The organism is Streptomyces sp. NPDC021356, assembly GCF_040641015.1.
Taxonomy (GTDB): Bacteria; Actinomycetota; Actinomycetes; order Streptomycetales; family Streptomycetaceae; genus Streptomyces.
Genome location: NZ_JBFACU010000008.1, coordinates 234,299 through 261,293, shown reverse-complemented (window position 1 = coordinate 261,293; position 26,995 = coordinate 234,299). Strand labels below are relative to the sequence as shown.

22 protein-coding genes and 2 pseudogenes are annotated in these 26,995 nt (G+C 73.8%); 7 read left to right on the top strand and 17 right to left on the bottom strand.

Annotation, left to right across the window (positions count from 1 at the left end):
- Positions 1-29 precede the first annotated feature (29 nt).
- From AB0G56_RS13550 to AB0G56_RS13525, 6 genes and pseudogenes are all read right to left on the bottom strand, one after another.
- A complete protein-coding gene (locus AB0G56_RS13550) occupies positions 30-806 on the bottom strand; it encodes an SDR family oxidoreductase (RefSeq protein WP_360968250.1) in 777 nt (258 codons plus the stop codon).
- Complete coding sequence (locus AB0G56_RS13545; protein ID WP_360968248.1) at positions 799-1,320, bottom strand: cupin domain-containing protein; 522 nt, start codon at positions 1,318-1,320, stop codon at positions 799-801. Before AB0G56_RS13545 ends, AB0G56_RS13550 begins: the two co-directional genes overlap by 8 nt.
- A gap of 5 nt (positions 1,321-1,325) precedes the next feature.
- On the bottom strand, positions 1,326-2,150 hold the full coding sequence (locus AB0G56_RS13540) for an alpha/beta fold hydrolase (protein ID WP_360968245.1): 825 nt from the start codon (positions 2,148-2,150) through the stop codon (positions 1,326-1,328).
- Positions 2,147-2,950: an aspartate dehydrogenase domain-containing protein gene (locus AB0G56_RS13535; RefSeq protein ID WP_360968242.1), complete on the bottom strand. Its 804-nt coding sequence runs from the start codon at positions 2,948-2,950 to the stop codon at positions 2,147-2,149. Before AB0G56_RS13535 ends, AB0G56_RS13540 begins: the two co-directional genes overlap by 4 nt.
- 230 nt (positions 2,951-3,180) lie before the next feature.
- A pseudogene (locus tag AB0G56_RS13530) lies at positions 3,181-4,125 on the bottom strand (VOC family protein); the annotation flags it as partial.
- A 23-nt stretch (positions 4,126-4,148) separates the two neighbouring features.
- Positions 4,149-5,636, bottom strand: coding sequence for an aldehyde dehydrogenase family protein (locus AB0G56_RS13525; protein WP_360968239.1), 1,488 nt, complete (start codon positions 5,634-5,636; stop codon positions 4,149-4,151).
- 472 nt (positions 5,637-6,108) lie between these two features.
- Between AB0G56_RS13525 and AB0G56_RS13520 the strand changes: the two genes are divergently transcribed.
- Positions 6,109-7,608, top strand: coding sequence for an MFS transporter (locus tag AB0G56_RS13520; RefSeq protein ID WP_360968237.1), 1,500 nt, complete (start codon positions 6,109-6,111; stop codon positions 7,606-7,608).
- 162 nt (positions 7,609-7,770) lie between these two features.
- Here the strand turns inward: AB0G56_RS13520 and AB0G56_RS13515 are convergent, their stop codons facing one another.
- Positions 7,771-8,376 carry an epoxide hydrolase N-terminal domain-containing protein gene (locus AB0G56_RS13515; RefSeq protein WP_360968234.1) on the bottom strand — a complete coding sequence of 202 codons (606 nt, stop codon included), beginning with the start codon at positions 8,374-8,376 and terminating at the stop codon, positions 7,771-7,773.
- Positions 8,377-8,524: 148 nt separating this feature from the next.
- Complete coding sequence (locus tag AB0G56_RS13510) at positions 8,525-9,730, bottom strand: erythromycin esterase family protein (protein ID WP_360968231.1); 1,206 nt, start codon at positions 9,728-9,730, stop codon at positions 8,525-8,527.
- A gap of 68 nt (positions 9,731-9,798) precedes the next feature.
- On the opposite strand from AB0G56_RS13510, the gene AB0G56_RS13505 reads away from it, so the two are divergent.
- The gene (locus tag AB0G56_RS13505; RefSeq protein WP_360968228.1) at positions 9,799-10,587 is read left to right on the top strand and encodes a TioE family transcriptional regulator; all 789 of its coding nucleotides are present in this window, start codon (positions 9,799-9,801) and stop codon (positions 10,585-10,587) included.
- Between the two features lie 57 nt (positions 10,588-10,644).
- Here AB0G56_RS13505 and AB0G56_RS13500 read toward each other — a convergent pair whose 3' ends face one another.
- The 5 genes from AB0G56_RS13500 to AB0G56_RS13480 form a co-directional block, all read right to left on the bottom strand.
- Positions 10,645-11,844 carry an MAB_1171c family putative transporter gene (locus tag AB0G56_RS13500; protein WP_360968226.1) on the bottom strand — a complete coding sequence of 400 codons (1,200 nt, stop codon included), beginning with the start codon at positions 11,842-11,844 and terminating at the stop codon, positions 10,645-10,647.
- Positions 11,834-12,178: a hypothetical protein gene (locus AB0G56_RS13495; RefSeq protein WP_360968223.1), complete on the bottom strand. Its 345-nt coding sequence runs from the start codon at positions 12,176-12,178 to the stop codon at positions 11,834-11,836. Before AB0G56_RS13495 ends, AB0G56_RS13500 begins: the two co-directional genes overlap by 11 nt.
- Before the next feature lie 471 nt (positions 12,179-12,649).
- A complete protein-coding gene (locus tag AB0G56_RS13490) occupies positions 12,650-13,126 on the bottom strand; it encodes a hypothetical protein (RefSeq protein ID WP_360968220.1) in 477 nt (158 codons plus the stop codon).
- A gap of 157 nt (positions 13,127-13,283) precedes the next feature.
- Positions 13,284-14,714, bottom strand: coding sequence for an MFS transporter (locus AB0G56_RS13485; protein WP_360968218.1), 1,431 nt, complete (start codon positions 14,712-14,714; stop codon positions 13,284-13,286).
- Positions 14,715-14,746: 32 nt separating this feature from the next.
- A complete protein-coding gene (locus AB0G56_RS13480; RefSeq protein ID WP_360968215.1) occupies positions 14,747-15,160 on the bottom strand; it encodes a RidA family protein in 414 nt (137 codons plus the stop codon).
- A gap of 300 nt (positions 15,161-15,460) precedes the next feature.
- On the opposite strand from AB0G56_RS13480, the gene AB0G56_RS13475 reads away from it, so the two are divergent.
- Positions 15,461-16,231 (top strand): winged helix-turn-helix domain-containing protein, encoded by a 771-nt coding sequence (locus AB0G56_RS13475; RefSeq protein WP_360968212.1) that lies wholly within the window; start codon positions 15,461-15,463, stop codon positions 16,229-16,231.
- A 433-nt stretch (positions 16,232-16,664) separates the two neighbouring features.
- Here AB0G56_RS13475 and AB0G56_RS13470 read toward each other — a convergent pair.
- The 4 genes and pseudogenes from AB0G56_RS13470 to AB0G56_RS13455 all read right to left on the bottom strand — a co-directional run bounded on the left by AB0G56_RS13470 (position 16,665) and on the right by AB0G56_RS13455 (position 21,484).
- Positions 16,665-18,069, bottom strand: a pseudogene (locus AB0G56_RS13470) (FAD-linked oxidase C-terminal domain-containing protein).
- 247 nt (positions 18,070-18,316) lie between these two features.
- Positions 18,317-19,315: a hypothetical protein gene (locus AB0G56_RS13465; RefSeq protein WP_360968210.1), complete on the bottom strand. Its 999-nt coding sequence runs from the start codon at positions 19,313-19,315 to the stop codon at positions 18,317-18,319.
- Positions 19,312-20,193 carry a ThiF family adenylyltransferase gene (locus AB0G56_RS13460; protein WP_360968207.1) on the bottom strand — a complete coding sequence of 294 codons (882 nt, stop codon included), beginning with the start codon at positions 20,191-20,193 and terminating at the stop codon, positions 19,312-19,314. Before AB0G56_RS13460 ends, AB0G56_RS13465 begins: the two co-directional genes overlap by 4 nt.
- A gap of 112 nt (positions 20,194-20,305) precedes the next feature.
- Entirely contained in the window at positions 20,306-21,484 is a 1,179-nt protein-coding gene (locus tag AB0G56_RS13455) for a CapA family protein (RefSeq protein WP_360968204.1), read from the bottom strand.
- Here AB0G56_RS13455 and AB0G56_RS13450 point away from each other — a divergent pair.
- The 4 genes from AB0G56_RS13450 to AB0G56_RS13435 all read left to right on the top strand — a co-directional run bounded on the left by AB0G56_RS13450 (position 21,483) and on the right by AB0G56_RS13435 (position 26,664).
- Entirely contained in the window at positions 21,483-21,671 is a 189-nt protein-coding gene (locus AB0G56_RS13450; RefSeq protein ID WP_360968201.1) for a hypothetical protein, read from the top strand. The genes AB0G56_RS13455 and AB0G56_RS13450 overlap by 2 nt on opposite strands.
- Before the next feature lie 186 nt (positions 21,672-21,857).
- Entirely contained in the window at positions 21,858-22,046 is a 189-nt protein-coding gene (locus AB0G56_RS13445; RefSeq protein ID WP_360968198.1) for a hypothetical protein, read from the top strand.
- Positions 22,047-22,150: 104 nt separating this feature from the next.
- Positions 22,151-25,276, top strand: a complete 3,126-nt coding sequence (locus AB0G56_RS13440) for a lantibiotic dehydratase (RefSeq protein WP_360968195.1) — start codon at positions 22,151-22,153, stop codon at positions 25,274-25,276.
- Positions 25,273-26,664 (top strand): lanthionine synthetase C family protein, encoded by a 1,392-nt coding sequence (locus AB0G56_RS13435; RefSeq protein WP_360968192.1) that lies wholly within the window; start codon positions 25,273-25,275, stop codon positions 26,662-26,664. Before AB0G56_RS13440 ends, AB0G56_RS13435 begins: the two co-directional genes overlap by 4 nt.
- Positions 26,665-26,995: the final 331 nt, after the last annotated feature.

Here is a 26,995-nt window from a genome sequence, read left to right as displayed (position 1 = left end):
CTTGCAGATCCAGTGGTGCGGTGCGGGGTTCAGTGCATGGTGAAGCCGCCGTTGACGGCGATCACCTGTCCGGTGAGGTAGCGGGACTCCTCGCCGAGCAGGAAGGAGACGAGGCCGAGGAGGTCCGCGGGCTGCTGCGGCCGGGAGATCGCCCGGGTGGCGGCGTAGAGGGCGTGGCGCTCGGCCGGTACGTTCTCGGTGGCCTCGACCTCGGTGAGGCCGGGGGCGACGGCGTTGACGGTGATGCCCCGCTCCCCCAGCTCGCGGGCCATGCCCCGGGTGAGGGCGATGACCGCGCCCTTGGACGCGATGTAGTGGGCCAGGCGCGGGGAGCCGTACAGGGCCGCGTCGGAGGCGATGTTGACGATGCGGCCGGGGCGGCCCATCAACGGCAGCAGGTGCTTGGCGACGAGCCAGGGCCCGCGCGCGTTGACCGCCATGAGCCGGTCCCAGACCTCTACGTCGATGTCCTGGAACTCCTTGCCGCCCACCCCGTCGGCGAGGGCCGCGTTGTTGACCAGGCCGTGGACGGGGCCGGTGGCGGCCAGGCGGTCCGCGAGCGTGGCCACCGACGCCGGGTCGGCGACGTCCACGGGGACGAACTCCGCCTCGCCGCCCGCCGCGCGGATCGACCCGGCGGTCCGCTCGCCCCGGACGGCGTCCAGCTCGGCGACGACGACCCGGAACCCGTCCGCCGCCGCCCGGCGGGCCATGGCCTCCCCCAGGCCACGGCCCGCCCCCGTCACGACGACGGTGCGCCGGGCGGACGGCGCGGCCGGCGCGACCGGTCCCGACGCCTCAGTCACGGGTGACGCCGTACAGCGGCGAGTACTCCGGGTAGGTGGGCACCTGCGGCTTCTGCGTGCCGATGATCACGCAGAACAGTGCGTCGGTGTCGCCCTCGTTCTTCAGCGAGCGGGTGACGCCGGCCGGTACCACGATCATGTCGCGGTAGCCGAGGGTCCGGTACTCGACCTCGTCGGGGCCGCGGTGGACGCCGACGCGGACCTGGCCCTCCAGGACGAAGAAGGCCTCCTCCACGTCGTGGTGGGTGTGGGCCGGGCCCTCGGCGCCGGGCGGCAGCAGCATGTTGGAGAAGGTGAAGCCGCCGGAGGGGATGATCCGGTTGTCGCCCTCGTGGTTGCCGGTGGCGCCGGAGCCGACGTAGCGGATCTGCGCCCGCCGGTACTGCGGGCCGGCCTTCTCCTGGAAGGACAGGGTCTTCCAGTCGGGCTCGCGGGAGTCCTTGGTGGCGATCAGGGAGTCGGTGTACCGGGCGAGGTCGCCGCCGTTGTCGTACTCGGTGGTGGTGACAGGCATGGTGGTCAGCCCTTCGTGCGGGGTGTGCGGGGGTCGGGTGTGCGGGGGTCGGTGGCGATGTGCAGGTGGGACAGGAGCCAGGCGTTGACACGCTCGGGCTGCTCCTGGTTGGCCAGGTGACCGGCGTCCTTGACGATCACGTACGCGGTCCTGTGCAGACCGCCGGCCAGGACCTGTGAGCTGTCGGGACCGGTGACGCGGTCCTGGTCGCCGCACAGGACGAGGGTGGGCGCGGTGACGCGGTGCAGTTCGCCGCGCAGGTCGGTCGCGGCCATGGCCTCGGCCGCGTGTGCGTAGCCGGGCAGGCGGACCGAGGCGGCCATGGTGGCGGTGACGCGCTCGACGAGGTCCGCGGGGGCGTCCGGGGAGACCAGGCGCGGGGCGCGGGCGGCGGCGAAGGCGTCCGGGCCGAGCCGGGCGAGTTCGGCGGCGCGGGCGCGCATCCCGGCCGCCTTCTCCGGGTCGGTGCCCGAACCGGACGTGGAGTCGAGGACCATCAGGGAATCGACGAGGCCCGGGTGGCGCAGCGCGAGCCGGAGGGCGATCACGCCGCCCCAGGAGACGCCGAGGACGTGGGCGCTGCCGCCGTACGCCCGGATCACCTCGGCGGCGGTGTCGGCGTAGTCGTCCATCGACAACGGGCCGTCCGGGTCCGCGGACTCGGCGTATCCCGGCGCGTCCCAGGCGACGACCCTGAACATGTCGCTGAGAGCCGCGAGTTGGGGTGCGAAGGCCGCCGAGGACGATCCGATGCCGTGCAGGCACAGCAGCAGGGGGCCGCTGTCGCCGGCCCGTTCCAGGTGGAGGCCGGAGAGGTCGTAGGCGCTCACAGGATCTGCCCCGTCCGTCCGGCGAGTGCGGCGAGGGAACGCAGTACCGCGTAGGGGACGACCTGGCTGGTGGCCGGGTTGGCGGCATCGGGCAGGTGGCGTACCTCGAAGCGGTAGGCGCCGTGCGGGCCGCTCGCCTCGATCACGTGCGAGGTGTGCCGGGCCGCCGGATCGGCGACGACGCTGACGCGGACCGCGTCGGGGTCGCCCACGGCGAGGGCGACGGAGGCGGCGACGTTGGTCGACCTGGGGAACCTCACCGGCACGTCCCGGGCGGTGCCCGCCATCACCTCGACCGGTCCGGTGGCCGATCGCATCCGGGTGAGCAACTCCTCGTCCATCCAGGGCTGTTCGAGGGTGGCGGGCAGTTTCGTGGTGGTCAGGCGGACCTCGTCCAGGGGGCCCATGGCGCGTACGGCCTGAAGGAGGTCGAGGCCGCCGACCGCACCGCCGGTGAAGTAGACGCGGCCGGGACCGGCGTGCAGCAGCCGCTTGGCGAGGTCGTCGTCGGTGAGGGCGCCGGTGGAGGCGACGAGCAGGTCGGTGCCGGAGCCGAGAACGCTCTCGCCCCACTCGCGCACGACGCCCTGCCCGGCGGCCTCGACGATCAGGTCACAGTGGCGCAGGGCCTGTTCGACGGTGTACTGCGGCACGGGCGCGGAGTTCCCGAGGGGCCGGTTGTCGACGACGCACACCAGCTCGGCGCCGGGGATCCCGCCGGCCGCCAGCGCGCCGCCGACGACGCGGCCGATGGCGCCCCAGCCGATGAGACCGACGCGGCGGGGGGTGTCCGTGCTCATGCGGGGACTCCTTCGGCGTCGGCGGCGGCTCGCGTCCGGGCTCCTGTCCGGGCCTGGGCTCGGGCTCCTGTTCGGGCTTGGGTTTGCGTTTCGGTTTCGGCTTCTGTTCGGGCTTGGGCTTGCGCTTCGGTTTCGGCTTCTGTTCGGGCTTGGGCTTGCGCTTCGGTTTCGGCTTCTGTTCGGGCTTGGGCTTGCGCTTCGGTTTCGGCTTGCGCTTCGGCTGCGGCTTGGGCTTCGGCGTCGAGGGGCGGGGCTACGGGCCTGCCGTCCGGGGTGCCCGCCATGTGGGCGCGGATCAGCTGGGAGGGCGGCCCGGCGGTGCCCCACAGGTCGGACAGTTCGGGGACGCGCCGCCACACCTTGCAGATCCAGGCGTCCTCGACGACCTGGGCGACCTCCGAGGTGTACTCGCAGACCAGGCCGGTGGGATCGGTGAAGTAGGAGAAGGTGTTGTTTCCGGGCCCGTGCCGCCCCGGCCCCCATGCGGGGGTGATGCCGTGGTGGCGGAGGCGCCCGAGGCCGCGCATGAAGTGGTCGACCGAACTCATCTCGTAGGCCACGTGGTTGAGGGACACCCACGGTGCCTGGTTGAACGCGACGCAGTGGTGGTCGGTGTTGCAGCGCAGGAACGCCATCTGGTGCTCGGACCAGTCCGAGACGCGCATGCCGAGGACGTCCCTGTAGAAGGCCACCGAGGCGTCGATGTCCGGGGTGTTGAGGACGGCGTGGGTGACACCGACCGGCACGGCGGCGTCACGGCCGCGCGGGGCGACCGCCCAGGTGTCCGCGGACAGTTCGATCAGCCGGCCGTCCAGGTCGTGGAACCGCAGTCCGTAGCCGCCGCCCACCTGGTCCAGCGGTCCGGGTCCCGCGACCGGGGTGATGCCGCGTGCTTCGAGCCGGCGGGCCGCCTCGTCGATCTCGGCGGGGGTGGCCACGGCGAAGGCGAGCCGGCCGAGGCCGATGCGGTCGGCGCGGGTGAGCTGGAGGGCGTGGTGCTGCTCGCCGGTGCCGCGCAGCCAGCTCGCGCTGTGCCCGGACTCGACGACCTCCAGTCCCCATGCCTCTTCGTAGAAGTCGGCGGCCTCGGCGAAGTGCGGGGTGAGCAGTTCGACCGAGCGCAGGGCGCGCAGCCGGGCGATCGGCGGACCAGGGGGGCCAGGGGGGTGTGTCATGGTGAGGGCCTTTCGGGAGTGGGTCAGTTGGCCCAGGGCAGGGGGGTGGCGTCGGTGCCCCAGTACAGGGACTTCTGCCGCTGGTAGGCGCGGATGAGGTCGCGTCCCTTCTCCGTGCCGAGGCCGCTGTCCTTCATCCCGCCGAAGGGGGTGGAGATGGAGAACTGCTTGTACGTGTTGATCCAGACCGTGCCGGCCTCGACACGCCGGGCCAGCCGCCAGGCGGCGCGGGCGTCGCGCGTCCAGATGCCGCAGGCCAGCCCGTACACGCTGTCGTTGGCCTGGCGTACGAGGTCGTCCTCGTCGTCGTACGGGAGGGCGACGAGGACCGGGCCGAAGATCTCCTCCTGGCAGGTCCGGGCGGAGTGGGGCAGCCGGTCGATGACGGTCGGCAGGTAGTAGGCGCCGGCGGCGTACTCCGGGCCCTCCGGTACCGTGCCGCCGCACAGGACGCGTCCGCCCTCCGTGCGGGCGAGGTCCACGTACGCGGCGACGGCGTCGCGGTGCCGGTGGTGGACGAGCGGGGCGACCTGCGTGCCGGGGTCGGTGCCGGGTCCGAGGCGCAGTTTCCGTACCCGTTCGACGAGTTCGCCGAGGAAGGAGTCGTACAGCGACCGCTGCACGAAGAGCCGTGAACCGGCGATGCAGGACTGGCCGCTGGAGGAGAAGATGCCGAACATGACCCCGGCGAGGGCCTGTTCGACGTCGGCGTCCTGCCTGACGATCGTCGGGGACTTGCCGCCGAGTTCCAGCGAGGCGGGGACGAGTTTGCCGGCGGCGGCGCGCGCGACGGTGCGGCCGGTGGCGGTGCCGCCCGTGAATCCGATGCGCCGCACGAGCGGATGGCTGACGATGGCGTCCCCGACCACGCTGCCCTCGCCCGGCAGGACGGACAGCAGCGCGGTCGGCAGAGCGGCCTCGGTGAGGGCCTGGTGGACCAGGCGGCCGAAGGCGAGTGAGACCAGCGGTGTCCACTCGGCGGGTTTGAGCAGGACCGCGTTGCCGCCGGCGAGGGCCGGGGCGGTCTTCTGCGCGTCGGAGGCGATCGGCGAGTTCCACGGGTTGATCGCCCCGACGACGCCGATCGGTTCGTACACGCTCATCGTGACGTACGGGCCGCGGGCGGGGGTGAGGGAGTCCTCGGCGGTCTCCAGCGCGGCGGCCGTGTAGCGGAAGGTGCCGGCGGCGCTGTGGGCGAGCGCGCGGGTCTCGGTGAGGGTCTTGCCGGTGTCGGTGGTCTGCAACGCGGACAACTCGGCCGCGTGCTCCTCGATCAGGTCACCGATCCGGTACAGGAGGCGGGCGCGCTGATGGGGCAGCAGGTCGCGCCAGGCGGGGGTGGCCGCGGCGTCGGCGGCGGCGCGTGCCGCCTCGTCCACGTCGGCGGGAGAGGCGGCGTGGACGGTGGTGATCAGGGTGCCGTCGGCCGGGTTCACGGTCCGGATCGGGCCGCCCGCGCCGCGCCTGGAGCGGCCCGCGATGAGGATCTCGTCGGCTGGGATGCGCGGCATGGCGGAACCTCCGGGCGTGAGGGGTCGGGAGAGATCTCCGCGGGCGGCCGGGGCACGGACCCGGGGGCCCGCTCCGGGATGAGCCCGGGATGGCGAAGTGCTGGAAATCTAAGGGCTTAAATATCTACCCCGCAAGGGGTCGGGCCGCACGACTTTTTCCCGCCGGTCGGCGCCGAACCCTTGACGGCCCCCGACGCGCAGGCGGTAGAACCTAAGCACTAAGAGATTCAGCCCTTGTCCGAATCGGGCCGGAGCGGTGAGACCTGCCGACACGGCGGTTGTGCCGGCACGCTCGCCTCTTCCCTCTCCTTCCGCCCCCCTCGCCCCTCCCACCCCCCGCCCTTGCCGTCCTGCCGTCCCTCACCGCCCTGCGTGCGTGGAGCCGTCCGGCCCCGCGCGGCACGGCCCGAACCCTCCCGTGCGCGCCGGCCGGTCCCTCGGTCCGGGCGCCCGGGAGCCGGAGGACCTCTCCATGACGATCGACGCCCCTCGTGCCGGCGCGGCCCACCGCCCCGGTACCGCGGCGCTCGCCGCGGCCATCGGCGCCCGCTTCGAACGCCTCCCCCTGTGCCGCTGGCACGTCACCGTGCGCCTCGTCATCGGCGCGGTCACCTTCTTCGAGGCCTTCGACCAGCTCCTCATCGCCTACGCGCTGCCCCAGTTGCGCGCCGCATGGCACCTCGGCACGGGGCAGACCACCGCCCTGATGACCGTGGGCTCGGTGGGCATGCTGGCCGGAGCGCTCCTGTCCGGCCGCCTGGCCGACCGCTACGGCCGGGTCAGGGTCATCGCCGTCTGCATCGGCGTGTCCAGCCTGTGCAACCTGGCTCTCACCCTGTGCACCTCGCCGGCGCCGTTCATGGCCGCGCGGTTCCTCCAGGGCCTGGCCATCGGCGGAGAGGTGCCGGTCGCGGCCACCTTCATCGCCGAGATCACCCGCACCCACCAGCGGGGCCGCTTCGTCCTGCTGTACGAGCTGGTCTTCCCGGCCGGCCTGACGGCGGGCGCGCTGCTCGCCGCGTGGCTGGTGCCGCTGCTCGGCTGGCGCTGGATGTTCGGCCTCGCCGCGATCCCCGGCGTCCTGTGCCTCGTCATCGCCCGGTACGTGCCCGAGTCGCCACGCTGGCTGGCCGACCACGGCCGCCACGAGCAGGCGCTCGCCACCATGGCCGCGATCGAGGAGAAGGTCGAACGGATCACCGGCGAGCCGCTGCCGGACCCGGCCCCCTCAGCGCCGCCCGCCCCGAAGGCCACGGGCAGGGACGCAGGTGGCGGCGGGCTGGAGGACGGGCGCGGAGGCACAGGTGGCGGCGGGCTGGAGGACGGGCGCGGAGGCACAGGTGGCGGCGGGGGCGGTCTGCGGGAGCTGCTGTCCGGTCGCTACCGCAGGCGCACCCTGGTCGTCGGCGTCCTGTGGTTCACCGGCTACTTCGTCAACTACGGCATCACGTCCTGGCTCCCCACCATCTACGGCACCCGCTTCGGCCTGGACCTGTCCACCGCCCTCGGCTACTCGACGGTCACCTCCTGCGCGGGTCTTGTCGGCTGCCTCGCCGTCGCCCTGACCGTCGACCGCGCCGGCCGCCGCCGCACCGTCATGGGGTGCCTGGGCGGCTCCGCCGTCGCCCTGCTGCTCCTCGGCCTGTTCTCCGGCGGCTCCGCGACCGGTGTGCTGGCCTGGACCTCGCTGGCGAGCGTCTTCCTCTTCGGCGCCAACATCTGCCTGTACCTGTACACGCCCGAGCTGTTCCCCACCCGGATGCGGGCCCTGGGGTCGAGTGTCGGCGGCGCCATGAACCGCGTCGGCGTCATCCTCGGCCCGATCGTGGTAGGCGCGGTCTACGCGGACGGCGCCGACGGCGCGCTCGGCACCGTCTTCGTGACGCTCGCGGCCGTGGCCCTCGTCGGCGCGCTCACGGCGGTGGGCGCCGAGGAGACGAGCGGGCGGCGGCTGGAGGACGTGGCCCCGTAGGCCCTGCCGGAGCCGCGCGGACGGCTCCGGCCGGCCGGCAGCCGGCGGCCGCGGGAAGAAGGGGCGGGGCGGTCGGATTCGAACCGGCGTCCTCCGAGATGATGTCGCGGCGCACTACCTCTGTGCTACGACCCCGCCTTGCCGTTGATCACAGTCCCCCGGTCACGGCATGCGCTCCCCTGCCAGGCGGCCGGCCCCGAGTGACGTCACGCCGCGGGGCGGCGGTGGTCGCGGAAGAACTCGGCCATGTCCTCGGCGAGCAGGCCGGGTTCCTCGTGGGCGGCGAAGTGGCCGCCGCGCGGCATGTGCGTGTAGCGCGTGACGTGGTACGTGCGCTCGGCCCAGCTCCGGGGCGGCCGGCTCAGGTCGGCCGGGAACAGGGCGACGGCCGTGGGCCGCGTAGCGCTCGAAGCCGAGTTCGTCGCGCATCAGGCGGTGCCAGAGGTCGTGGGTCTGTTCGGCGCCGGTGAGCGTGGGCCGCTGGGGGGAGAAGGCGAAGCCGGGCAGGGAGGGGACGATCACGGTGAAGGCGCCCTCGGGGCGTCCGCCGTGGCACGACGGGTTGACCAACCGCTCGGCGAGATCGGTGAGTTCAAGGACCGTGCTGGGCCAGCCGTGGGTGAGCACGATCGGCAGGGCGTCCGGGTGTTCGCCGTCGTAGCGGAGGTAGTGCACGGGCGTGCCGTCGATGTCGGCGAAGCGGGAGGGCAGGGCGTTGACGGCGGCCTCGCGGCCGCGCCAGTCGTAGCCGGAAGCCCAGTAGGACACGAGGCGGCGGAGCCTGCTCGTTCGGCGTGGCGTCCAGGTGGCTCCCGCCGCCGGGGTACGGCGGCGGTGCCGGCCGCGGTCGGGCAGGCCGGGCGAGAGCGCGAAGAACCCTGCTCCGGCGGCAATGCGGCCGGGCCACCGCGCCGGTCTATGCCGCGACGGCGTCCTTGACGAACACGATGCCGTCCGCGTCCGTGAGGTGGGCCGGGTCGAGCGGGGCGTAGCCGAACCAGGGGGACACGCGGGGCGTGGGCCGCGGGTCGCCGAGGGCGGTGGCCAGTTGCCGGGGGTCGATGACGCAGCGGTCCTCGGGGAGTGCGTACAGGAGCCCTTCGAGGGTGTCCGGCGGCGGCGTGTCCACCCCCTGGTGCCGGATCGTGCCCAGCGCCGTGGCCATGAAGGCGTACTCCGCGCCGAGCCGGGCGCTCACCAGCGCACCGGCGCCCCACCACCGCACCGGCCCCTCCCACATCCGCACGGTGCTCTTCGCGCGCTGGAGGTGGGAGTTGTGGGCGTGGACGAGCGCCGGTCCGCGCGCGGCAACGGCGAGGAGGTTGCCGGCCATCATCGCGGCCCGCAGTCCGCCGAGCCGGGCCGTGCGGACCGGTGAGGTGTCGGCCATCCAGTAGTGGTAGCGCAGCAGGCCGGTGGCGGTACGCCCGTACAGGCACGCACGCTCCCAGTCGTCCCGCGGGGCCGTCGCGAGCAGGTGCGGTGTCTGTTCGTCGAGCAGCGCCACGAGTTCGTCGGCGAGCAGTCGCAGCTCCGCGGCCCCGGCCGACCGCCCCACGGACCGGGCCGGGTCCAGCATGGCCGCGGGATCGGTCCACCGGTCGTCGGCGCCGAGCAGCCGGTCGAGCGTTTCCGCGGTGCAGGGGAGCAGGGCCGCCTCGCCCCGGGCCGACAGGTAGCCGTGCAGGGCGGTGAGGGCCTGCCGGGGGCTCTGGGCCTCGGTCATCTCCAACGGGCCGTCGAAACCGGCGAAGCGGAGCCGGTCGGACGCGGGCCGGCCGTCGTTCCAGGCGCGCATCCATTGCACCAGTTCACGGTTGGGCTCGGACGCGTTGAACCACTCGTGGCTGAAGCCGCGTCGCATGACCTCGTCGAGGGTGCCCGTGCCCGAGGTGACGTAGTCGTCCACGAGCAGGCCCCGCACGCAGTCGCTCTCGATCGCGATCGTCCGGTAGCCCTCCTGCTCGACGAGTTGCCGGAAGAGTTCGTTGCGCAGGCCGAGCAGGGTGTCCTCACCGTGGGCGGGCTCGCCCAGGGCGAGCAGCCGGGGCCGGGCCGGGAGGAGTTCCACGAGGGCGGCGGGGTCGACGGGACGGGCGGTGTCCCTGAGGTCAGTGGCCATGGATTCAACGGTATCGTTGATGCTTCGGTTGAAACTTTTTCGCGATACGGGCAGGAGTACAGCGCTTCATGGCGCGGAACCCTCAAAGTACCCACCCGCAGCGGGCTGATCGGCTCAGGCCGGTCGATCTGGCTCGCGGGCACGGGCTGTCGACCCAGGCCGTCAGGAACTACGAGGAGGCCGGCATCCTTCCGGCCGCCGAGCGCACACCCCACGGCTACCGCGTCTACACCTCGCTGCACGCGGGGGCCCTGCGCGCGTTCCTCGCCCTGGCACCCGGCCACGGCCACCGTTCGGCCGCGTCGGTCATGCGGGCCGTGCACCGCGGCGCGGCCGACGAGGCGTTCCGCCTCATCGACGAGAGCCACGCCCGACTCCTCGACGACCGCAGGACCCTCGATGCCGTGGAGAAGGCCCTCCGCGACCTGGCACGCGCCCCCGCGCACGACCACCTCGCCCCCGCGCACCACCCCGCCGCCACGCACCACCCCGGCACCGCACCCGGGCCCGGCGGCGGCACGTTCATCGGGCCGCTGGCGCGGCAGCTCGGGATCCGGCCCGCGACGCTGCGCGCCTGGGAGCGCGCGGGACTGGTGCGGCCGCGCCGCGATCCGCACACCGGGTACCGGGTCTACGACGACGCCGACGTACGGGATGCCCGGATGGCCGGTCAACTCAGGCGCGGGGGTTACCTGTTGGAGCAGATCGCCCCGCTGATCGCCCAGGTCCGGTCGGCCGGGGGGCCGAAGCCGCTGGAGGCCGCGCTGGGCGACTGGCGCGGCCGGCTGTCCGAGCGCGGGCGGGCGCTGCTGGCGGGGGCCGCCGAGCTGGAGGCGTACCTGCGCGAACGCGGGTGAGGCGCCCGGCCGCCCCGCCGCGCGGAGACGGCCCGACGCGGACGTGCACGGCCGGCTTCACGCGGCGGGGCGGCTCGCGGCCTGTGCCGGCAGGGGGTGCGGCGGGACCGGCCGGCGGTAGGCGTCGGCGACCCTGGTCAGGAAGTCCGTCTCCGCCGCCACGTCCGCGCAACTGGGCTGGGGCAACCGGCCGGAGTGCCGGTGCGGCGGGCGGCCCGCGAGTTTCGCGCGCCGGGCGGTGTGCAGCATGCGTGCGACGGCGACCGCCTCACGGTCCCCGCCGGACGGGAGGGGCCTGCGGGCGCCTCGGGGGGCCGGGGTCTCGCGGTCCCCGGGCGGCACGAGTCCGTCCTCGGGGACGTACGCGCGCAGGACGAGGATCGCGTCGCGGATCTCCACGATCTGCCGGTAGACCATCAGGTCCCTGGGGCCCCGCGGCCAGAGCGTCTCCAGCAGGGGGTGACGCGGCGCGTACAGGGCGACGGAGGGCACCGCGTCGATCAGGTCCCGCCACAGCGGGGCCAGCCTGCGCAGCACCTTGATGTCGGCGGCGGCGCGGCGCGCGTCGAGGAGCGTGGGGACGACTATGGAGGCGGCGCGCAGCAACCCGTGCAGGCCCATCGTCACACAGAGGCATGCCGGGATCCACGGTGAACGCACCTGGATGTACAGGAGGTCCGCGATCCAGAACAGGCCGGCGAAGGCCGTGCCGATGCTGAACAACGCCAGGCTCGTGCGGGACGGCCCGGCGTTGCCCCGCAGGCTGTAGCGCCAGCACACCACGACACAGGTGCCGTCGGCCGCGAGGTGCATGGACACCAGCGTGAGCCAGAAGACCAGGGAGGGCTCGGGTGCGCCGTGCGGGCCGATGACGTCCTGGGAGTGCGCCGGTGCCGAGACGTCGAGGGCCAGCAGCGTCAGCAGGCAGAACACGCCGCCGATGTGCAGCCAGGGCCGGGGCGGGCCGCCGCCCGTCACGGTCAGGACGAAGTCGAGGACGACGATGGCGGAGAGCGCGCCCAGCAGGTGCATGGCCAGTTGGGTGGCGCGGGGGTCGCCGGTGAGGAGGTCGATGGCCTTGGCGACGGGGCCCAGGCGCAGGGCCATGGCCGCCGCGGCCGCGGCGACCGCCAGGCACAGGCCGCGCTGGCGGCGGTCGCGCCGGGCCGCCGGTATCCGCAGCAGGACCGCGATCCAGACGGCCGCCGTACCCGCGTCCTCGACGAGGCGGGCGGCCCCGGTCAGATCAGTGCGCATGCGGACCGCCGACCCCGAGGGCTGCCTCCAGGTTGCCCAGCACTCCCGTCGGCGGCGAGCCGCCCTGCCGCTCGGTGGCGGTCCTGATGAGGCTCGCCAGCATCTCGGCCTCTTGCTCCTGGACCGTCGTGTAGCTGGTGCGGCCCAGGAGCCGGCGCACGGTGGCCGGACTGAGGTCGGTGAACAGGTGCGTCAGGTCCACCGCCAACGAGGCCTGCGAACCGTGGTCGAAGAGGAGATGGGCGATCTCGTGGAGGATGATGTGTTCTTGATGGAGCGGTGTGGTGTGCGTCTCGAAGAAGATGTGGTCGCCGGTTTCGGTCGCGAGCCACATTCCGCAGGCTGTCTGGCCCGAAGCCGCCGGCGGAAAGGCGTGCAGACTGATCGGGCGCCGGCGTTGCCGGGACAGGTGCGCGCAGAAGGATTCGGGGGAGAACGGCCGAGGAAGGTCCAGGTCGTCGACCACTGCTTGGCAGCGGCGGCGCAGTGTACTGAAGTAGTGCGGCATGGGGGTGTCTTCACCTCGTGGGGGGATGATGACGAGAAGCGTGCACTCTCCGGGTCGCTCGTCCTGCAAAACGTCAAGGCCGCACATGCTTCGGCACGGCACCGAACCGGGTCAACCGAGTGATCACCGTTGCGGTGGGATTCGGCCAACCGGCGACGGGTCCTGGCCCGCTGCGACCGGACCGGACGTGACCGCACCTGCGGCTCACGTCCGGCTGCCCGGGTCTGATCCGGCCTGTTCCCGCCGCAGGACCGGGAGCGGGACCGGGACCGAGCCCTAAGGCCCTTCTGACGGGCCCTAGCTGTCCGGCTCCGCCTCGCCCGGCGCGGCGACCTCCGGCAACTGCTGGATCCTGCGGGCCTCGTTGACCATCGTGAGCAGGGCGTCCAGTGTCTGGGGGGAGAGCCCGTCGGCGCGCATGGCCAGGTTGCGCACGCGGGCGTCCCGCAGTGCGGAGGCGAGCTTGAGCTGCGCCCTCACACGTTCGGCGGCCTCGTCGTCGAAGAAGTACTCCGGCGGTACCCCGAAGAACTCGGCGAGGACGTCGAGTTGCTCCACGGTGAGGTTGCGCTTCTTGCCGGTGGCCAGCTCCCACAGGTAGGTCGCCGAGATCGTGCCGCCTGTGCTCTGTCTGATCTGCGCGGCGAGTTTGGCGTACCCCGGCCGCTGCCGCTCGTCCGGGTAGAGAGCGACGATCAGGGCGCGCAGACGCTCGCCGAACTGGGCGAGCAGCGGGCGCCCGCCCTGCCCGCCGGGGAGGTCGCTCTCCTTCATCGGCCGTCCTCTGCTGGAGACCCGGCCCCGGGCGGGGCCGTCCGCTGTACCGATCGATGCTACCGGTCGGCGGAGGGACGGTGCCTCGGTGACGGACAGGACGACCGGTGGCGGCGGCCTTCCCGGTCCACGGGCCGCGGCTGCCCAGGGGCGTGGGTCAGACGGCGCTCACCTGTTCCTCGGGCGCCCGCCCCACCGCCGTCACGGCGACCAGCACGCCCGCCAGGAAGCAGCAGGCGCTGATCACCGACCCCACGCGCATGCCGGTCTCGAAGTGTGCCTGGGTGGCGACGAGCGAGCCGAGCAGGGCCACTCCGATGGCGCTCCCCACCTGACGGCTGGCGTTGAGCACGCCCGAGGCCACGCCCGAACGCTCCGGTGGCGCCGATTCCACGACCGCGGCCACGGCCGCGGGCATGGTGAACGCCGTACCGAAGCCGATCGCGGCCAGGGGCAGCACCAGCACCCAGTACGGGGTCGAGCCCCCGGCGGCCAGCAGGGCGAAGAAGCCTGCCGTGCCGACCAGCAGGCCCAGCGTCATGGGGGTCCGCGGGCCGGTGCGGGCCGTCATGCGTCCGCCGAGGGCGGAGGCGAGGCCGGCCATGGCGGTCTGCGGCAGGATCGCGAGCCCGGCCCACAGCACGGCGTAGTGCCGGTACTGCTGGAAGTAGAAGGTGACCACGAACAACTGCCCGTAGAAGCCGATGTTGAGCAGCAGGCCCACGGCCGTGGCGCCGGAGAAGGAGGGATGGCGGAACAGGGACAGCGGCAGCATGGGGTTGCGGACGCGTCCCTCGACCAGCAGGAACGCTGCTCCGCACCCGGCGAACAGGACGAAGGCGGCCACGACCAGGGGGGCCGACCAGCCGCGGTGGCCGCCCTCGATGATGGCGAGGGTGAGGGCACCGAGGGCCAGGATGCCGAGGACCTGGGCGGGCAGGTCCAGGCCGCGTTCGCCGCTCGGCCGCGGCGCGCGCACGTGCCGGGCGGTCAGGTACATGCCCAGCAGCCCGAAGGGAAGGTTCACGTAGAACACCGAACGCCAGCCGAAGGCCGCGACCAGCAGCCCGCCGAGCACCGGCCCGGACGCCGCCGCGATGCCGCCGATGCCTCCCCACGCCCCGATGGCGCGCGCACGGTCCTCCTTGCGCGCGTACGAGGCGTGGATGAGCGCCAGCGACGTGGGAACGACCAGCGCCGCGGACAGGCCCTGCAGCAGGCGCATCACGACCAGGAACCACAGGGACGGCGCGATGCCGCAGCCCACGGAGGTCAGGACGAACAGGCCGAGCCCGGCCTGGAACACCGGTTTGCTGCCCAGCCGGTCACCGACCGACCCCGCCGAGAGCAGCAGCCCGGCGAACACGATGGTGTAGCCGTCGGCGACCCACTGGGCGCCGGTCAGGTCTCCCCCGGTGGCGAACTCCTTGCCGATCGGCGGCAGCGCGACGGTCACGATCGTCGCGTCCAGCATGACCATGAAGAAGCCCAGGCAGAGCGCGATCAGCGGCAGCCGGGACGCGGTCCCCGGCGTCCGGGGAGCCTCGCTCGCCACCGCGGCGGAAGAATTGACGTCGTCGAGGGACATCGGCGTTCCTTCGTTTCGTTCCGGGCCCGGCATCAGGCCAGTCGTGCCTTCACCTCGGCCGAGTCGCGCACGGCGATCGCATCGAGTTCCACGGCCGCGCCCAGCGGCAGCCGCTCCACCATGAAGGCCGTACGGGCGGGCGGGTCCGTCTCGAAGAACTCGCCGTACACGGCGTCGAAGGCCGGCATGTCGTCGTACGTGGTGAGCCACACGCGCATGCTCACCACGTCCGCGAGGCCCATCCCGGCCGCCTCCAACGTGGAACGCAGGTTCTCCAGTGCCCGGCGCCCCTGCCCGGCCACCTCGTCCGCCACCAGTTTCCCCTCGCCGTCGACGCCGAAATGACCCGCCAGATAGGCGGTGTCACCGACTACGACACCCGGCGAATAGCGGTAGCCGGGTACCTTTCCCCGGACGATCAGCTCGCGGCCCATCAGCACCTCCACGAATAGACGGTGATACCCCGCGGACCAGGGCCCCGGCCTGCCGGGGCGGTCCGCACGAGGGGGGATGCGGTCGTTCGCCAATCTAGTCCCCGAAAGCTTCGGGCCGGGTCGAAATGTGCTGGCAGAGCGTGTCTCACGCCTCGCCGCGGGGTGTGGCGGCGCGGCGGGCGCACCGTGCTCGGGCGCGGCGGAAGGCGGCGCGAAATCGACGCGGAGAACGCGGCGGCGGGTCGGCTGTCCGCGGATCGGTGACAGCATGGAGAGACGTGAAGGCCACTGCACCGACCATTCGGGAGAGTCATGCGCGACTTGGCGGGAGACGCGAACTTCCTCACTCCGGCCTCCCTCATCGGGGACAGGACCAGGGCCCGGATCCTGCTCGCCCTCCTGGACCAGCGGGCGCTTCCGATGACGATGCTCGCGGCGGAGGCCGGCGTGGCACCGTCGACGGTCAGCGGCCACCTGGCGCAGCTGGTCGACGGCGGACTGCTGACGGTCCGCCGGCAGGGCCGCCACCGCTACTACAGTCTCGCCTCGGCCCAGGTCGCCCACGCACTGGAGTCCCTGGCCACCCTGGCGCACCCGTTCACCCCGCGGTCCCTGCGGTCCGGGACGCGGGCCGCCTCCCTGCGCCTGGCCCGCACCTGCTACGACCACCTGGCGGGCCATCTCGGGGTCGGCCTGATGGGTTCCCTGCTCGAACGGCGGGCCCTGGTCGGCGGTGACGGGCTGCACGACCCCGCCCATTCGGTCCGCGACCGGCTGTCCGCGCCGGGCTGGGACCTCACCTACGAGGTCACGAAGGACGGTTGGCGGACCCTGGACGAGGTCGGGGTGAAGCCACCGCGGACCGCCCGGCCCACCGTGCGCTACTGCGTCGACTGGACCGAACAGCGCCACCATCTGGCGGGCGCGGTGGGCGCCGCGCTGCTCAGCCGGCTCCTCGAACTCGGCTGGGTCGTCAGGGCCTCCGGCAACCGGGTGATCAGGGTTCCGGAGGAAGGGGCGCGCGGCTTGCGGGACTGGCTGGGCCTGGACCTCCAGGAACTCCGCACCCGCGCGGCGGCCTGAGGCTGCGCCCGGCGGGGCGACCTGAGGCTGCGCCCGGCAGGGCGGGGCGGTCCCGGGGGGCGTCGGGGCGGAGGAGCGGCGGCTCGCTGCGTTGACGCACCGGGGGCGGCGCCTTGTCAGGGCGGCGACGCGCCCGGGGCCGCGGCTCGATCCGGCGCCGCGGCATGTTCCGGTCCGGAACGGGCCGCCGGCTCCGGATCAGGCCGCGCCGGTGTCATGGGACGGCGCCGGGGGCGGTTGACGGGTTCCGGGTGTGCGGCGCGCAGGGCCGCGCGGGCGACGGCGGCCGCGTCGCCGAGGAGCTGCGAGCCGGTCCCGGGGCGGCCGGCCTCCGCGGTCAGCCGGTGCACGCCTGCCTCCACAAGCGATCGCAGGCGAACGGCGGGAACACCGGGGCCGGCGCCGGCGCGACGGAGCACTGGCTGACGGGACGTCAGTTCGCTTCGGCAGCCAGTACCTTGCCCGGGTTGAACAGGCCCCGCGGATCCAGTGCGTGTTTCACGGCGTGCTGCAGCGCGAGGGAGGCAGCGCCGGACTCGCGCCGCAGACCACCGCGTTTGAGCAGGCCCACGCCGTGCTCGGCGGTCACGGTGCCGCCCAGGCAGAGGGCGGCGTCCATCAGCTCCTCGAAGACGCCGTGCACCCTCGCCAGGGCCGCGTCGTCCGTGCCGGGCACGATGATCAGGGGGTGCAGGTTGCCGTCCCCGGCGTGCGCGATGTTGGCCACGGGGACGTCCCGGGCGGCGGAGATCCCGGCGATGCGCTCCAGCATCTCGGGTACGCGGCTGCGGGGCACGCACACGTCCTCGGTGAGCACGGGCCCGCGGCGGGCCAGTGCGGGGTAGGCCAGGCGCCGGGCCTCGAAGAGGGCGTCCGCCTCCACCGGGTCGGTGGACACGTCGGCCCATGTGGCGCCCGCGCCCCGGAAACAGTCCAGCAGTGCCAGGCCCTCCTCCTCGGCCGCACCGCCGGACGCGTCGCTGCGGGCGAGCAGCAGGGCCGCGGCACCGGGCCGCAGGCCCATGCGCTTCCACTCGTCCACGGCCTGGAGGCAGTGCCGGTCGACGAGTTCGAGGGCCATGGGGGTCAGCCCGCGGGCCGCCACCGACGCGACGGCCCGTCCGGCCGCGGTCAGCTCGTCGAAGAAGCCGACCACGGTCACCGGCGGCTCGGGCCTGCGGGCCCGCAGCCGCAGCGTCACCTCGGTGATCACCCCGAGGGTGCCCTCGGAGCCGGTGAACAGCCCGCGCAGGTCGTACCCTGCCACCCCCTTGACGGTACGGCCGCCCAGCCGCACGGCCGTACCGTCGGCGACGACGGCTTCCAGCCCCAGCACGTAGTCGCGGGTGACCCCGTACTTCACACAGCAGATGCCGCCGGCGTTGGTCGCGACGTTGCCGCCGATCGTCGACCACGCGGAACGCCGGGTCGGGCGGGTACCACAGGCCGTGCTCCGCGCAGACCCGCTTGAGGTCGTCGTTGACGACACCCGGCTGCACGGTGGCCGTGTGGTCGTCCACGTCGACGGAGAGCACCTGGTCCATCCGTTCGGTACCGAGCACCAGACAGCCCTCGACGGCGTTGGCGCCGCCGGACAGCCCCGTGCCCGCGCCGCGGGGAACGATCGGCACGCCCAGTCCGGCGCAGGTGCGCACGATGGCGCACACCTCCGAGGTGTCCCGGGGCAGGGCCACTGCCCGGGCCCGCCCGAAGGGCGCCCCGGCCGCCTCGTCGCGCAGGTGGCCCTCGGTCACCTCGTCGCCGGTCAGGACGCGGCAGCGCGGGGCGCCGGCGCGCAGCTCCGCCACCAGAGCATCGCCCAACGGGTCGTCGGACATGGGGAGTTCCTCCTGTTCGAGGGGCCGAAGCGGCAGGCACGCGGGAGCGGTACCGGCGGAGCCGTGCCGATGGAGCCGTACCGGTGGAGCCGTGCCGACGGGCCGTGCCGGTGGAGCCGTGCCGACGCGCCGTGCCGACGGAGCCATGCCGACGCGCCGTGCCGGTGGACCCGTGCTGGGGCGGGCGGCCACGGCACGGCCCGTCGGTGCTCCGTACCCACGCCGGCGGCATGTGCCGCGCGGCGCGCTACCGGCGGCGGTGTTCGGCGAGCAGCTCGGCCAGCAGGGCCGCACGGAGGTAGACGCCCTTGGTGACGCCCTCGAAGTAGTGCACGTTCGGCACGTCGTCCGTCTCCGGTGGCAGCTCCGGGCCGCGGGGCCCGGTGTGGACCACCGGGACCCCCGTACCCGTCCGGCTGAGCAGCGCGCCGTCGAACACGAACCGTTCGTCGAGCCGTGCCGACCGGCTGTGGGAGCGTACGGCGCTCTCGTGGAAGTCGGACAGCTCGAACGGGATGATGGTCACCGCGTCGACGCCGCGGAGCAGTTCCGTGGCCGACCCCGCCGTGCGCCGCGTCATCCCGGCCCGGGCCAGGGTGCGCTGCACGTCGCCCGGGACCTTGGCCCCGTCCGGGGAGAGGAAGACGATCCCCGCGGCGTTGAACGCGGCGAGCCCGTGCACGAGCGAGCGGGCGTAGCGACAGGCCGGGTCGCCGACGTAGCCGACGGTGACGCCCGTCAGGTTGCCCAGCTTGGAGCGGAGCACCCACAGGTCGAGCATGGCCTGGGTCGGGTGCTCCCGGTCCCCGGTGCCGGCGCTGATGACCGGTACGGGGGAGACGGCCGCCGCGCGCTCCGCCGCGTCGTCGTCGGTGTGCCGCAGCGCCAGGACGTCGGTGTAGGAGCCGACGACGCGCACGGTGTCCTCCAGGGACTCCCGGTAGAAGTCACCGGCTCGTGTGGTCGTCGCGTCGGAGAAACCGACGGACGAGCCTCCGATGCGGCGGGCCGCCACCTCGAAACTGAGCCGGGTGCGCGTGCTGTTCTGGTAGAAGAGCACCCCGAGCAGTGTGCCGGGGGCCGTGCGGGCCAGGGTCTCGGTGGAGCTGCCCAGCATCCACTCGGCCCGCTCCCACACCCGCTCGTAGTCGCCGCGCCGCCAGGAGGCCAGTGACACGGCGTGGCGCGGCAGGCCGGTGCCCGCGGGTGCGGACGGCCGGGCGGGGGACATCGTCTGCTCGGTCACCACCACGGGCCCTCCACCGTCTTCGCCACCCACTTCTGTGTGTCGAGCATCGCGTAGCCGGGCATGACGGGCAGGGGCGTGGAGCCGGGCAACTGGTCGAGGCCCGTGATGGCTTGTCCCAGCCGGGAGGCGAGCATGCCCTGGGCCAGCGGCGGAGTGCCGGCGAAGATCGGGCACTCGCGCTCCTTGACGAACCAGTCGTCCAGCACGGAGCGGTCCGGGTAGTCCGGCATTTCCGGGATGAACCTGCTGATGAGCTGCTCGGCGTTCTTCTCGTTCATCTCCTCGCCCTCGGGCACGCCGAAGTACTCCTCGGCCGTCATGGACTCCCGCGTCCACTTGAAGAAGAACGTGCGGTGTCCGAACACCGGGGTGCACATCATGAACCGGCAGCGTTCGGAGCGGCGGAAGGCACGGTGCAGCGTGTAGCGGGCCTCGACCTCGTACAGCTCGATCTTGTCCAGGACGTAGTCGCAGCCCTCGAAGAACTCGTCGACGACGTCCTCCGTGATGCCCTCGGGGTACACGTCGATGTTGACGTCACGGGTGGTGTTGTAGACGGCCTCGGCGACGACCTCGGCCTTGTTGCGGCCGACGGTGTCTATGCTCGCGCCGTACTGGCGGTTGATGTTGGAGACCTCGAAGGTGTCCGGGTCGGCCAGCTTGAGGTTCTGCACCCCCATGCGGACCAACCGGTCCGCCGTGGCCCCGCCGATCCCGCCGACGCCGGCGATGCCGATGACCGCGTTCTTCAGCTTGAGCTGGCGTTCCTTCTGCTCCTCCAGTGTGTTGCCCAGCCAGCCCAGGTTGCGGCGCACGCGTTGCCAGTAGTAGTCCTCGCCGGTTTCCGTGGCGGTGTAGCGCTTGCGATCCGACATGGATGACCTCTCTCGTGTCCGTGTCCGTGTCCTGCGGACCCGCGCCGCGGCGCTCGGCCGGTGCGGGTCGGAGGTGGTGCGGTGCGGGTCGGAGGTGGTGCGGTGCGGGCGGTCAGTCACCGGGCCGTACGGCGGTGACGGGGATGCCGTGGAAGGTGAAGGCGTCCCGTTCGAAGCGCGTGGGCAGCTCCTCGTATGCGCAGGCGCGCTCCAGGTAGTCGATGACCTCCTTTCCTTCGGGGGTGGAGGCGGCCACCGGGCGGGGGCTGTTGTCCGGGCCGAGGACGCACGGGGCGAACCCGGCACGGACGGAGCCGCCGGCCCACCCGAGGAGGGCGAAGCCGGTGAGCCGGCCGTCGGGGTGGAAGGGGAGCAGCGGATGCCCCTCGCGGGGGCCGATACGGAACTCACCGAAGCGGCGGGCGCTCTCGCGGCGCAGCCTCGCGTCACCGCGGCCGAGATAGGCGGACTTCCGCAGCCGTTCCTCAAGGCCGGGCAGGTCGAACGCGAAGTGCCCGAGACCGTAGAAGATGGGCCTTCCGTGGTGGAACTCGATCCCGCGCAGCAGGTGGTGGTGGTGGCCCAGGACCGCGTCCGCGCCGGCGTCGATGGCGGCGCGGGCGGTGCGCACCTCGTGGTCGGTGAGGACGTAGGGCCGGGTGAAGTCGCCCCAGTGGAAGCTGGCGAGCACCACGTCCGCCCGGTCCCGGGCTCGGGCGATGTCCTCGCGCAGCGCCTCCATGTCCCCTTCGTCGGGGACCGTGGTGACCCGGGGCAGCAGGCCCGGGTTCCGCTCGTTGGTCTCCCAGGGGGCGTAGAGGGTGCTCGCCCGCAGCGGGGCCAGCCCCGGCACCCCGGGGCGGGCCTCGTACCCGCAGGGGAAGACGGAGGCGTAGGCGAGGACGGCGACGCGGCCCCGGCCGGTGTCGAGCACGGCCGGCCGGTGCGCGTCCTCGGCGTTCTCCCCGGCTCCCGCCGTCGCCACCCCGGCGCTCCGCATCAGCTCGCGGGTCTCCAGCAGGGCGAGTGTTCCGCCGTCGAGGCTGTGGTTGTTGGCGAGCGAGACGACGTCGAAGCCGGCGTCGGGGATGCCGCGCGCATGGCGGGGATCGGCGATGACGGGGACGCCCGCGCTGGGGGCACGCTCCTGGGTGGTGCAGTAGACACCCTCCAGGTTCGCGAACGTCGTGTCCGCCTGCCGGAAGGCGCCGCTGACATGCTGGAACGCTTCCTCGGGTTGTTCACGGTGCACGAAGACGTCCCCTACGGCGACGATCTGCAACTCGTCCATGGACGGCACGGCCCCCTTGACCATTTCGGCGTGGTGTTCGCTGACCATTGGCGTGGCGTTCGCTGACCATTTCGGCGTGGTGTTCGCTGACCTTTCGGCGTGGTGTCCGCCGGGCGTTCGCCAGGTACTCGATGAGTGCGCGATGAAGTCGACCGCCAAGTCGACCGCCATTCGCTATAGCGGATGACGCTGAGGGCGAGCATAAGCACGACCCAGCCACCGCTGGCAACAACGGCAGGCGACTTCCGGGAACTTGGCGCAAAAGGTATCCACTCCAGCGGATGGAACACACTTCGGCCCGGACCGAAGCCGAAGCTTCCTAGCATCGCTGTCACTCGATCCGAGATTTCAGGAATCTCAGGAAGGAGACGACATGGCCCGCACAGTGAGCCCGGAGGCCGGCATGGTCCGGGACGTCGGCCAGGACATCGACCTGGACCTCGACATCGACCTGCGGCTGGACGTGGAGGCGGAGGACGTGGCCGGGCCCGGCCCGCAGCCCGCGACCTCCACCGGCACGGGCACCTGCCTGCTCTGCCCGCCCACGTACTACCGCTGCTGAACCCCGCGTAGAGCCCGATGGGGGGTGGGTGCCGGACGCCGGTGCCCACCCCTCCCGCCGGTTCGGCGGTTCTCCCCCGACCAGGATGGAGGCAGACCCCACCCATGGGCCACATCACCGTGTTCGAGGCCGGGAGCGGCATCCTGCTGCGGGCCGCGGCGCTCCCGCTCCCGCTCCCGCACCGCGCGGGGACCACCTGCGAAGACCTCGACGACCCCGCCGCTCTGCGCACGCGGCTCGCGCGGCTGGCCGGCGATCCGCTGTTCGCCGCGGCGGTCCGGCTGGCCAGCCCGAGCCTCGCCGACGACCTGGCGAAGAGCGCCACGCGGGAGGCGGTCGCGCCCCGCAAGCTGCGGCGGACCCTGCTCTCCGCACTCAAGTACCACCTGCGCATGACCCATCGCCCCACACCTTTCGGCCTGTTCGCCGGTGTGGCACCCGCCTCCCTCGGACCGGCCCCCCACCAGGCGGTCGGCACCGCGCACCACGCCGTCAGCCGGCCCGACGCCACCTGGCTCGACACCGTCCTGGACGGCCTGCTCGACTCCCCCGGCCCCGTCGCCCGCTCGCGGCTGGTCACCAACCCCCTGCACGTCGTCCGCGACGGCCGGGTCGTCCTCGTCGACCACCACGACGCGGACGGCACCCGGCGCCGCGCCCACTCCGTGCGCCACACCCGGCTCGTCGGCAGCGCCCTGCACCACGCCGCCGCACCCCTCGCCTTCCCCGCCCTCGTCCGGCGGCTCCACGAAGACTTCCCGGGGGCCACACGCGAGGGGATCGGCCAGGTCCTCGGCCGGCTCGTGGCGGGGCGTTTCCTGCTCTGCGACCTGGTTCCGCCGCCCGACTGCCTCACCCCGCTCGACCACCTCGTGGAACGGCTCGTCGGATCCGGCCACCCTCACGCCGAGGCCCTGGCCGGTGTGCGCACCGCGCTGCGCGCCCTGGACACCGCCCCGCTCACCGAACACGGCCCGCAGGCGGCCGAGGTGACCGACCGCATGCGCGCACTGGCGCCGTCCGGCCACCTGATCCAGCGCGACCTCGCCTTCGACGCGCGGCTCGTGCTGCCGCACGTGGTGGGAGAGGAGGCCGAGCGTGCGGCGACCGTCCTGTGGCGGCTCACCCGCAACCCGCCCGGCATGGCCGCTCTGCGCCCGTACCACCGGGATTTCCTGGAGCTGTACGGCACCGACCGGGCCGTGCCGGTGCGCGAACTCCTCGACGAGGCACGCGGACTCGGCCTGCCCGCCGCCTACCGGACGGGCGCCGGCACCGAGATCCCACAACCGGCCGCCCGCGACGGGGACGGCCGGAACGCAGCCGCGCGGGACGGGCTTCTCGGTGAACTCCTGCTGGCAGCCGCCCGCTCCGAGTCCGACGACATCCTGCTCGACGACGTCACGGTCGCCGCCCTCGCCCCCGACCGGCCCCACCAGCCACCGCCCTCCATGGAGTTGGGCGCCGAGATCGCGGCCACCGGATGGGACGAACTGTGCGCGGGCCGGTTCGCGCTCGTGCTCGGCGCCCATCTTGGCTCCCCCCGGGCCGGCGCCACCTCCGGCCGCTTCGTCCCCGCCCTGGAGGGCGGGGAGCCGGCCGTCCGGCACACCGTCCTGCGCGGCGAGGCGACGACCTGCTCCCAGGAGCCCGTGCCCGAGACACCGGCGGTCGTGGCCTACCGCCCCCGTGTCGTACGGTCCGGCAACGTCACCGCCGTACCCCAGTGGCTGCCGCACCGCATCCCCCTCGGCGTCGGCCCGGCCGCGGCCCACGTCACCGACCTGCGACTGGAGGATCTGGCCGTGTACGCCGACGGCGACCGCCTCCGCCTGGTCCACATGCCGACCGGCACCCTCGTACGGCCGGTCTCGTACTCGATGCTCAACCCGGCCTCCGGCCACGTACCCGCCACGGCCCGCTTCCTGCTGGACCTCGGCCACGAGGGTCGCGGCTGGTGCGCTCCCTGGGACTGGGGCCCCTGGGCGCAGGCGCCGGCCCTGCCGCGCGTCCGCCACGGACGGACCGTGCTCTGCCCGGCGCGCTGGCTGCCGGACCGGGCGCTGCGCGAGAGCGCCCGCCGGGACGAGGGCACCGGCGTCCGCTGGCACCGCGAGGTCGCCCGCTGGCGCGAACAGTGGCGCGTCCCCCGCCACCTGCGGCTCACCCGCGCCGACCACCGCCTGACCGTGGATCTCGACGACCCGCTGCACCTGCTCCTGCTGCACGAGGAGCTACGGCGGCCCGCACCGGCGCCGATGACCGAGTGGTACGGAGGCCCCGCCGGCTGCCGCTGGCTCCAGGGCCCGAACGGAGCGCACGCGGCCGAGCTGACCCTGCCGCTGTTCGCCCGCCGGCCCCGTCCGGAGCCCCGCCCTGAGCCCCCTCCCGCGGCGACGTCACCCGCGCCGCCGCCCACCCGCCGCGTCCCGCGCCCCCCGGCCGGCGGGGGCGCCGAACTGCCGGGCGGGGAATGGCTGTACGCCAAGCTGTACGTGCCTTTCGCCCTCCAGCGACACGCCCTCACCCGGCACCTGCCCACGCTGCTGCGACCGGACCTGCTCGACGAGGCCGGCGCCGACCGGTGGTTCTTCCTCCGCTACGCCGACCCGGACCCGCACCTGCGCCTACGGGTCCACGGCACACCCCAGGGCCTGTGGCCGGTCTTTTTGCCCGCGCTGCGGACCTGGGCCGGGAGCCTGCGCGAGGCCGGGCTCATGGACCGCCTCGTCCTCGACACGTACGACCCCGAGACCGAACGCTACGGCGGTCCGAGGGCCCTCACGGAGGCGGAGCGGGTCTTCGCGGCGGACAGCGCGGCCGTTCTCGGCCAACTCGCCACGCCGGACGCCGGATCCGACGCCGCCCCGGGCATCCTCCACATCCTCACCTCCCTGGGCACCCCGCAGGAGGCACTGGACTGGCTGAGCGTCCCGGAGATCCTCGCCCGCCGCTCCGGCGTCTCCCGGACCCGCAAGGAGGCCGTGGCATCCGCCCTCACGCCGACCGGTACCCCGCACGCGCCGACGCCGTGGAGCGGCCGTTCCGCCGCACTGCGCCGCCTGCGGGCGGCGCTCGCCCCCGAGAGCCGGGCGTCCGTCGCCCTCAGCCTGGCCCACCTGCACTGCAACCGCCTGCTCGGCACCGACCGCGACGCGGACCTGCGCGCACACGCCACGGCCCGCGAAGGACTGCGCCTGCGCCTCGACCGGACCCGGCACGGCCGATGACGCCGTCCCGCCCCAGCCGCCACCTCGGCGAAGCGGCACTCGACACCGCGCACCGGGTCGCCCGCGCCCTCCGCGACCCTCTCCACGCCGCGGCCCGCACCCGCGCGGGTCTCGCCGCGCTGCCCGCGGACCTGATGCTCCCGGCCTGGCAGGGCTCCTCGGTCCTCCTCGGTCACAGCGGGGTCGCCCTGCTGCAACTGCGCTGCGCCCGGCACGACCCGGCCGCGCTCGTGGCCGCCCGCGCCCACCTCGTGGCGGCGGCCACGGCCTGTCCGGGCGCCGGGGCCGCCTCGGCGGGCGACCTGGTCCTGCCCGCCCTGCTGTACCTGCGGCACACGGGTGCGGGCGGGAAGCTGCCCGCCCAGGCCATGGACGCGCACACCGCGGCCCTCGTCTCGCGCACGTCCCGGTTGCGGGCACCCACCGACCGACGACGCGACGGACCGGCGTACCACCACTACGACGCGATCACCGGCCTGTCCCGGCACGGCCGGATCCTGCTCCTGGCCGCCGCCACCGGCCATGCCCGAGCCTCCCGTGTCCTGGCCGACGTCCTCACCCACCTGGTCGAGCTGACCCGGCCGGCCGAGGTGGACGGCATACCGGTCCCAGGCTGGTGGTGCGCCCCGGAGCACTACCTGGTGCCGCGCGACCGGGAGACCTTCCCGCGCGGGGATTTCAACACCGGTGCGGCACACGGCATCTGCGGCCCCCTGGCGCTGCTGTCCCTGGCCAGACTGGCCGGGTACGGAGTGCCGGGCGACGCGGACGCGATCCGGCGCGTGGTCGACTGGCTCGCCGAGCACACCCACCGCGGCCCCGAGGGCGAACCGGCGTGGCCGGGACGGATCTCCTACGAGGAGCAGACCGCCGGCCGAGCCGGACGGCCACGTGCCCTCGCCTCCGCCGGGTCGGCGCACCCCGCCCGGATCCGGCCCGGCTGGTGCTACGGCACCTCCGGCGTCGCCGGGGCCCTGCACCTGGCCGGCCGGGCCCTCGCCGACCCGGCCGTGACCCGGACGGCGGCACGCGCGCTACGGGGCCTGCTGCGCAGGTCACCCGAGGAACTCGCCGCCGACCAGGACCCCGGCCTGTGCCACGGACTGGCCGGCATCCTGCACGCCACCACGCTCATGGCCGCCGCGACCGACGACCCGGCCCTGTGGAACGGCGCCGACCGCCTGGCCGACGCGCTCCTGGCCGCCTACTCTCCCGACACCGCCTTCGGCTACCGGCGTCCCGTCCAGGGCACCACGCCCCTGACGCGCCTGGACAGTTGCGCCCTGCTCGACGGCGCCACCGGCGTCGCCCTCGCCCTCGCGTCGTACGCCGAGCCGTCTCGCCCCGCCGACCCGCCCGGCTGGGACGCGGCACTGCTGATGAGCTGACCTGTGGCGGCTCTCGGGCCCGAGCCCGCCCGGCACGCCGACTGCCGAGCGTGCGGCCCGTGCGGTGCCGGGCGTGCGGCAGTGGGTGCGGTCGTCGCCGCCCCGCCGCGCGGAGACCGGACGGAGACCGGACGGAGTACGGTCGCCCCCCGTGCCGGAGGCCCGGTCCGGGCGGCCCTACGCGCCAGGCGTCTTCCCGTCCGCGTGCGCGCCCGCCCAGTCCTGTGGAGTGAGCGGGACATCGCAGGCCAGGGCGTCACTGAGCCGGCCACTGCACGCCACGGCCCCACCCGGTGCAGCGCCGCGATCTCCTCCGAGAACAGCAGCGTGC

What these genes read in the sequence shown, in the direction of transcription:
- AB0G56_RS13545 (WP_360968248.1), bottom strand. Translation starts at nt 1,320, where the DNA reads ATGCCTGTCACCACCACCGAGTACGACAACGGCGGCGACCTCGCCCGG.
- AB0G56_RS13535 (WP_360968242.1), bottom strand. Translation starts at nt 2,950, where the DNA reads ATGAGCACGGACACCCCCCGCCGCGTCGGTCTCATCGGCTGGGGCGCC.
- AB0G56_RS13525 (WP_360968239.1), bottom strand. Translation starts at nt 5,636, where the DNA reads ATGCCGCGCATCCCAGCCGACGAGATCCTCATCGCGGGCCGCTCCAGG.
- AB0G56_RS13520 (WP_360968237.1), top strand. Translation starts at nt 6,109, where the DNA reads ATGACGATCGACGCCCCTCGTGCCGGCGCGGCCCACCGCCCCGGTACC.
- AB0G56_RS13510 (WP_360968231.1), bottom strand. Translation starts at nt 9,730, where the DNA reads ATGGCCACTGACCTCAGGGACACCGCCCGTCCCGTCGACCCCGCCGCC.
- AB0G56_RS13505 (WP_360968228.1), top strand. Translation starts at nt 9,799, where the DNA reads ATGGCGCGGAACCCTCAAAGTACCCACCCGCAGCGGGCTGATCGGCTC.
- AB0G56_RS13500 (WP_360968226.1), bottom strand. Translation starts at nt 11,844, where the DNA reads ATGCGCACTGATCTGACCGGGGCCGCCCGCCTCGTCGAGGACGCGGGT.
- AB0G56_RS13495 (WP_360968223.1), bottom strand. Translation starts at nt 12,178, where the DNA reads ATGTGGCTCGCGACCGAAACCGGCGACCACATCTTCTTCGAGACGCAC.
- AB0G56_RS13490 (WP_360968220.1), bottom strand. Translation starts at nt 13,126, where the DNA reads ATGAAGGAGAGCGACCTCCCCGGCGGGCAGGGCGGGCGCCCGCTGCTC.
- AB0G56_RS13485 (WP_360968218.1), bottom strand. Translation starts at nt 14,714, where the DNA reads ATGTCCCTCGACGACGTCAATTCTTCCGCCGCGGTGGCGAGCGAGGCT.
- AB0G56_RS13475 (WP_360968212.1), top strand. Translation starts at nt 15,461, where the DNA reads ATGCGCGACTTGGCGGGAGACGCGAACTTCCTCACTCCGGCCTCCCTC.
- AB0G56_RS13460 (WP_360968207.1), bottom strand. Translation starts at nt 20,193, where the DNA reads ATGTCGGATCGCAAGCGCTACACCGCCACGGAAACCGGCGAGGACTAC.
- AB0G56_RS13450 (WP_360968201.1), top strand. Translation starts at nt 21,483, where the DNA reads ATGGACGGCACGGCCCCCTTGACCATTTCGGCGTGGTGTTCGCTGACC.
- AB0G56_RS13455 (WP_360968204.1), bottom strand. Translation starts at nt 21,484, where the DNA reads ATGGACGAGTTGCAGATCGTCGCCGTAGGGGACGTCTTCGTGCACCGT.
- AB0G56_RS13445 (WP_360968198.1), top strand. Translation starts at nt 21,858, where the DNA reads ATGGCCCGCACAGTGAGCCCGGAGGCCGGCATGGTCCGGGACGTCGGC.
- AB0G56_RS13440 (WP_360968195.1), top strand. Translation starts at nt 22,151, where the DNA reads ATGGGCCACATCACCGTGTTCGAGGCCGGGAGCGGCATCCTGCTGCGG.
- AB0G56_RS13435 (WP_360968192.1), top strand. Translation starts at nt 25,273, where the DNA reads ATGACGCCGTCCCGCCCCAGCCGCCACCTCGGCGAAGCGGCACTCGAC.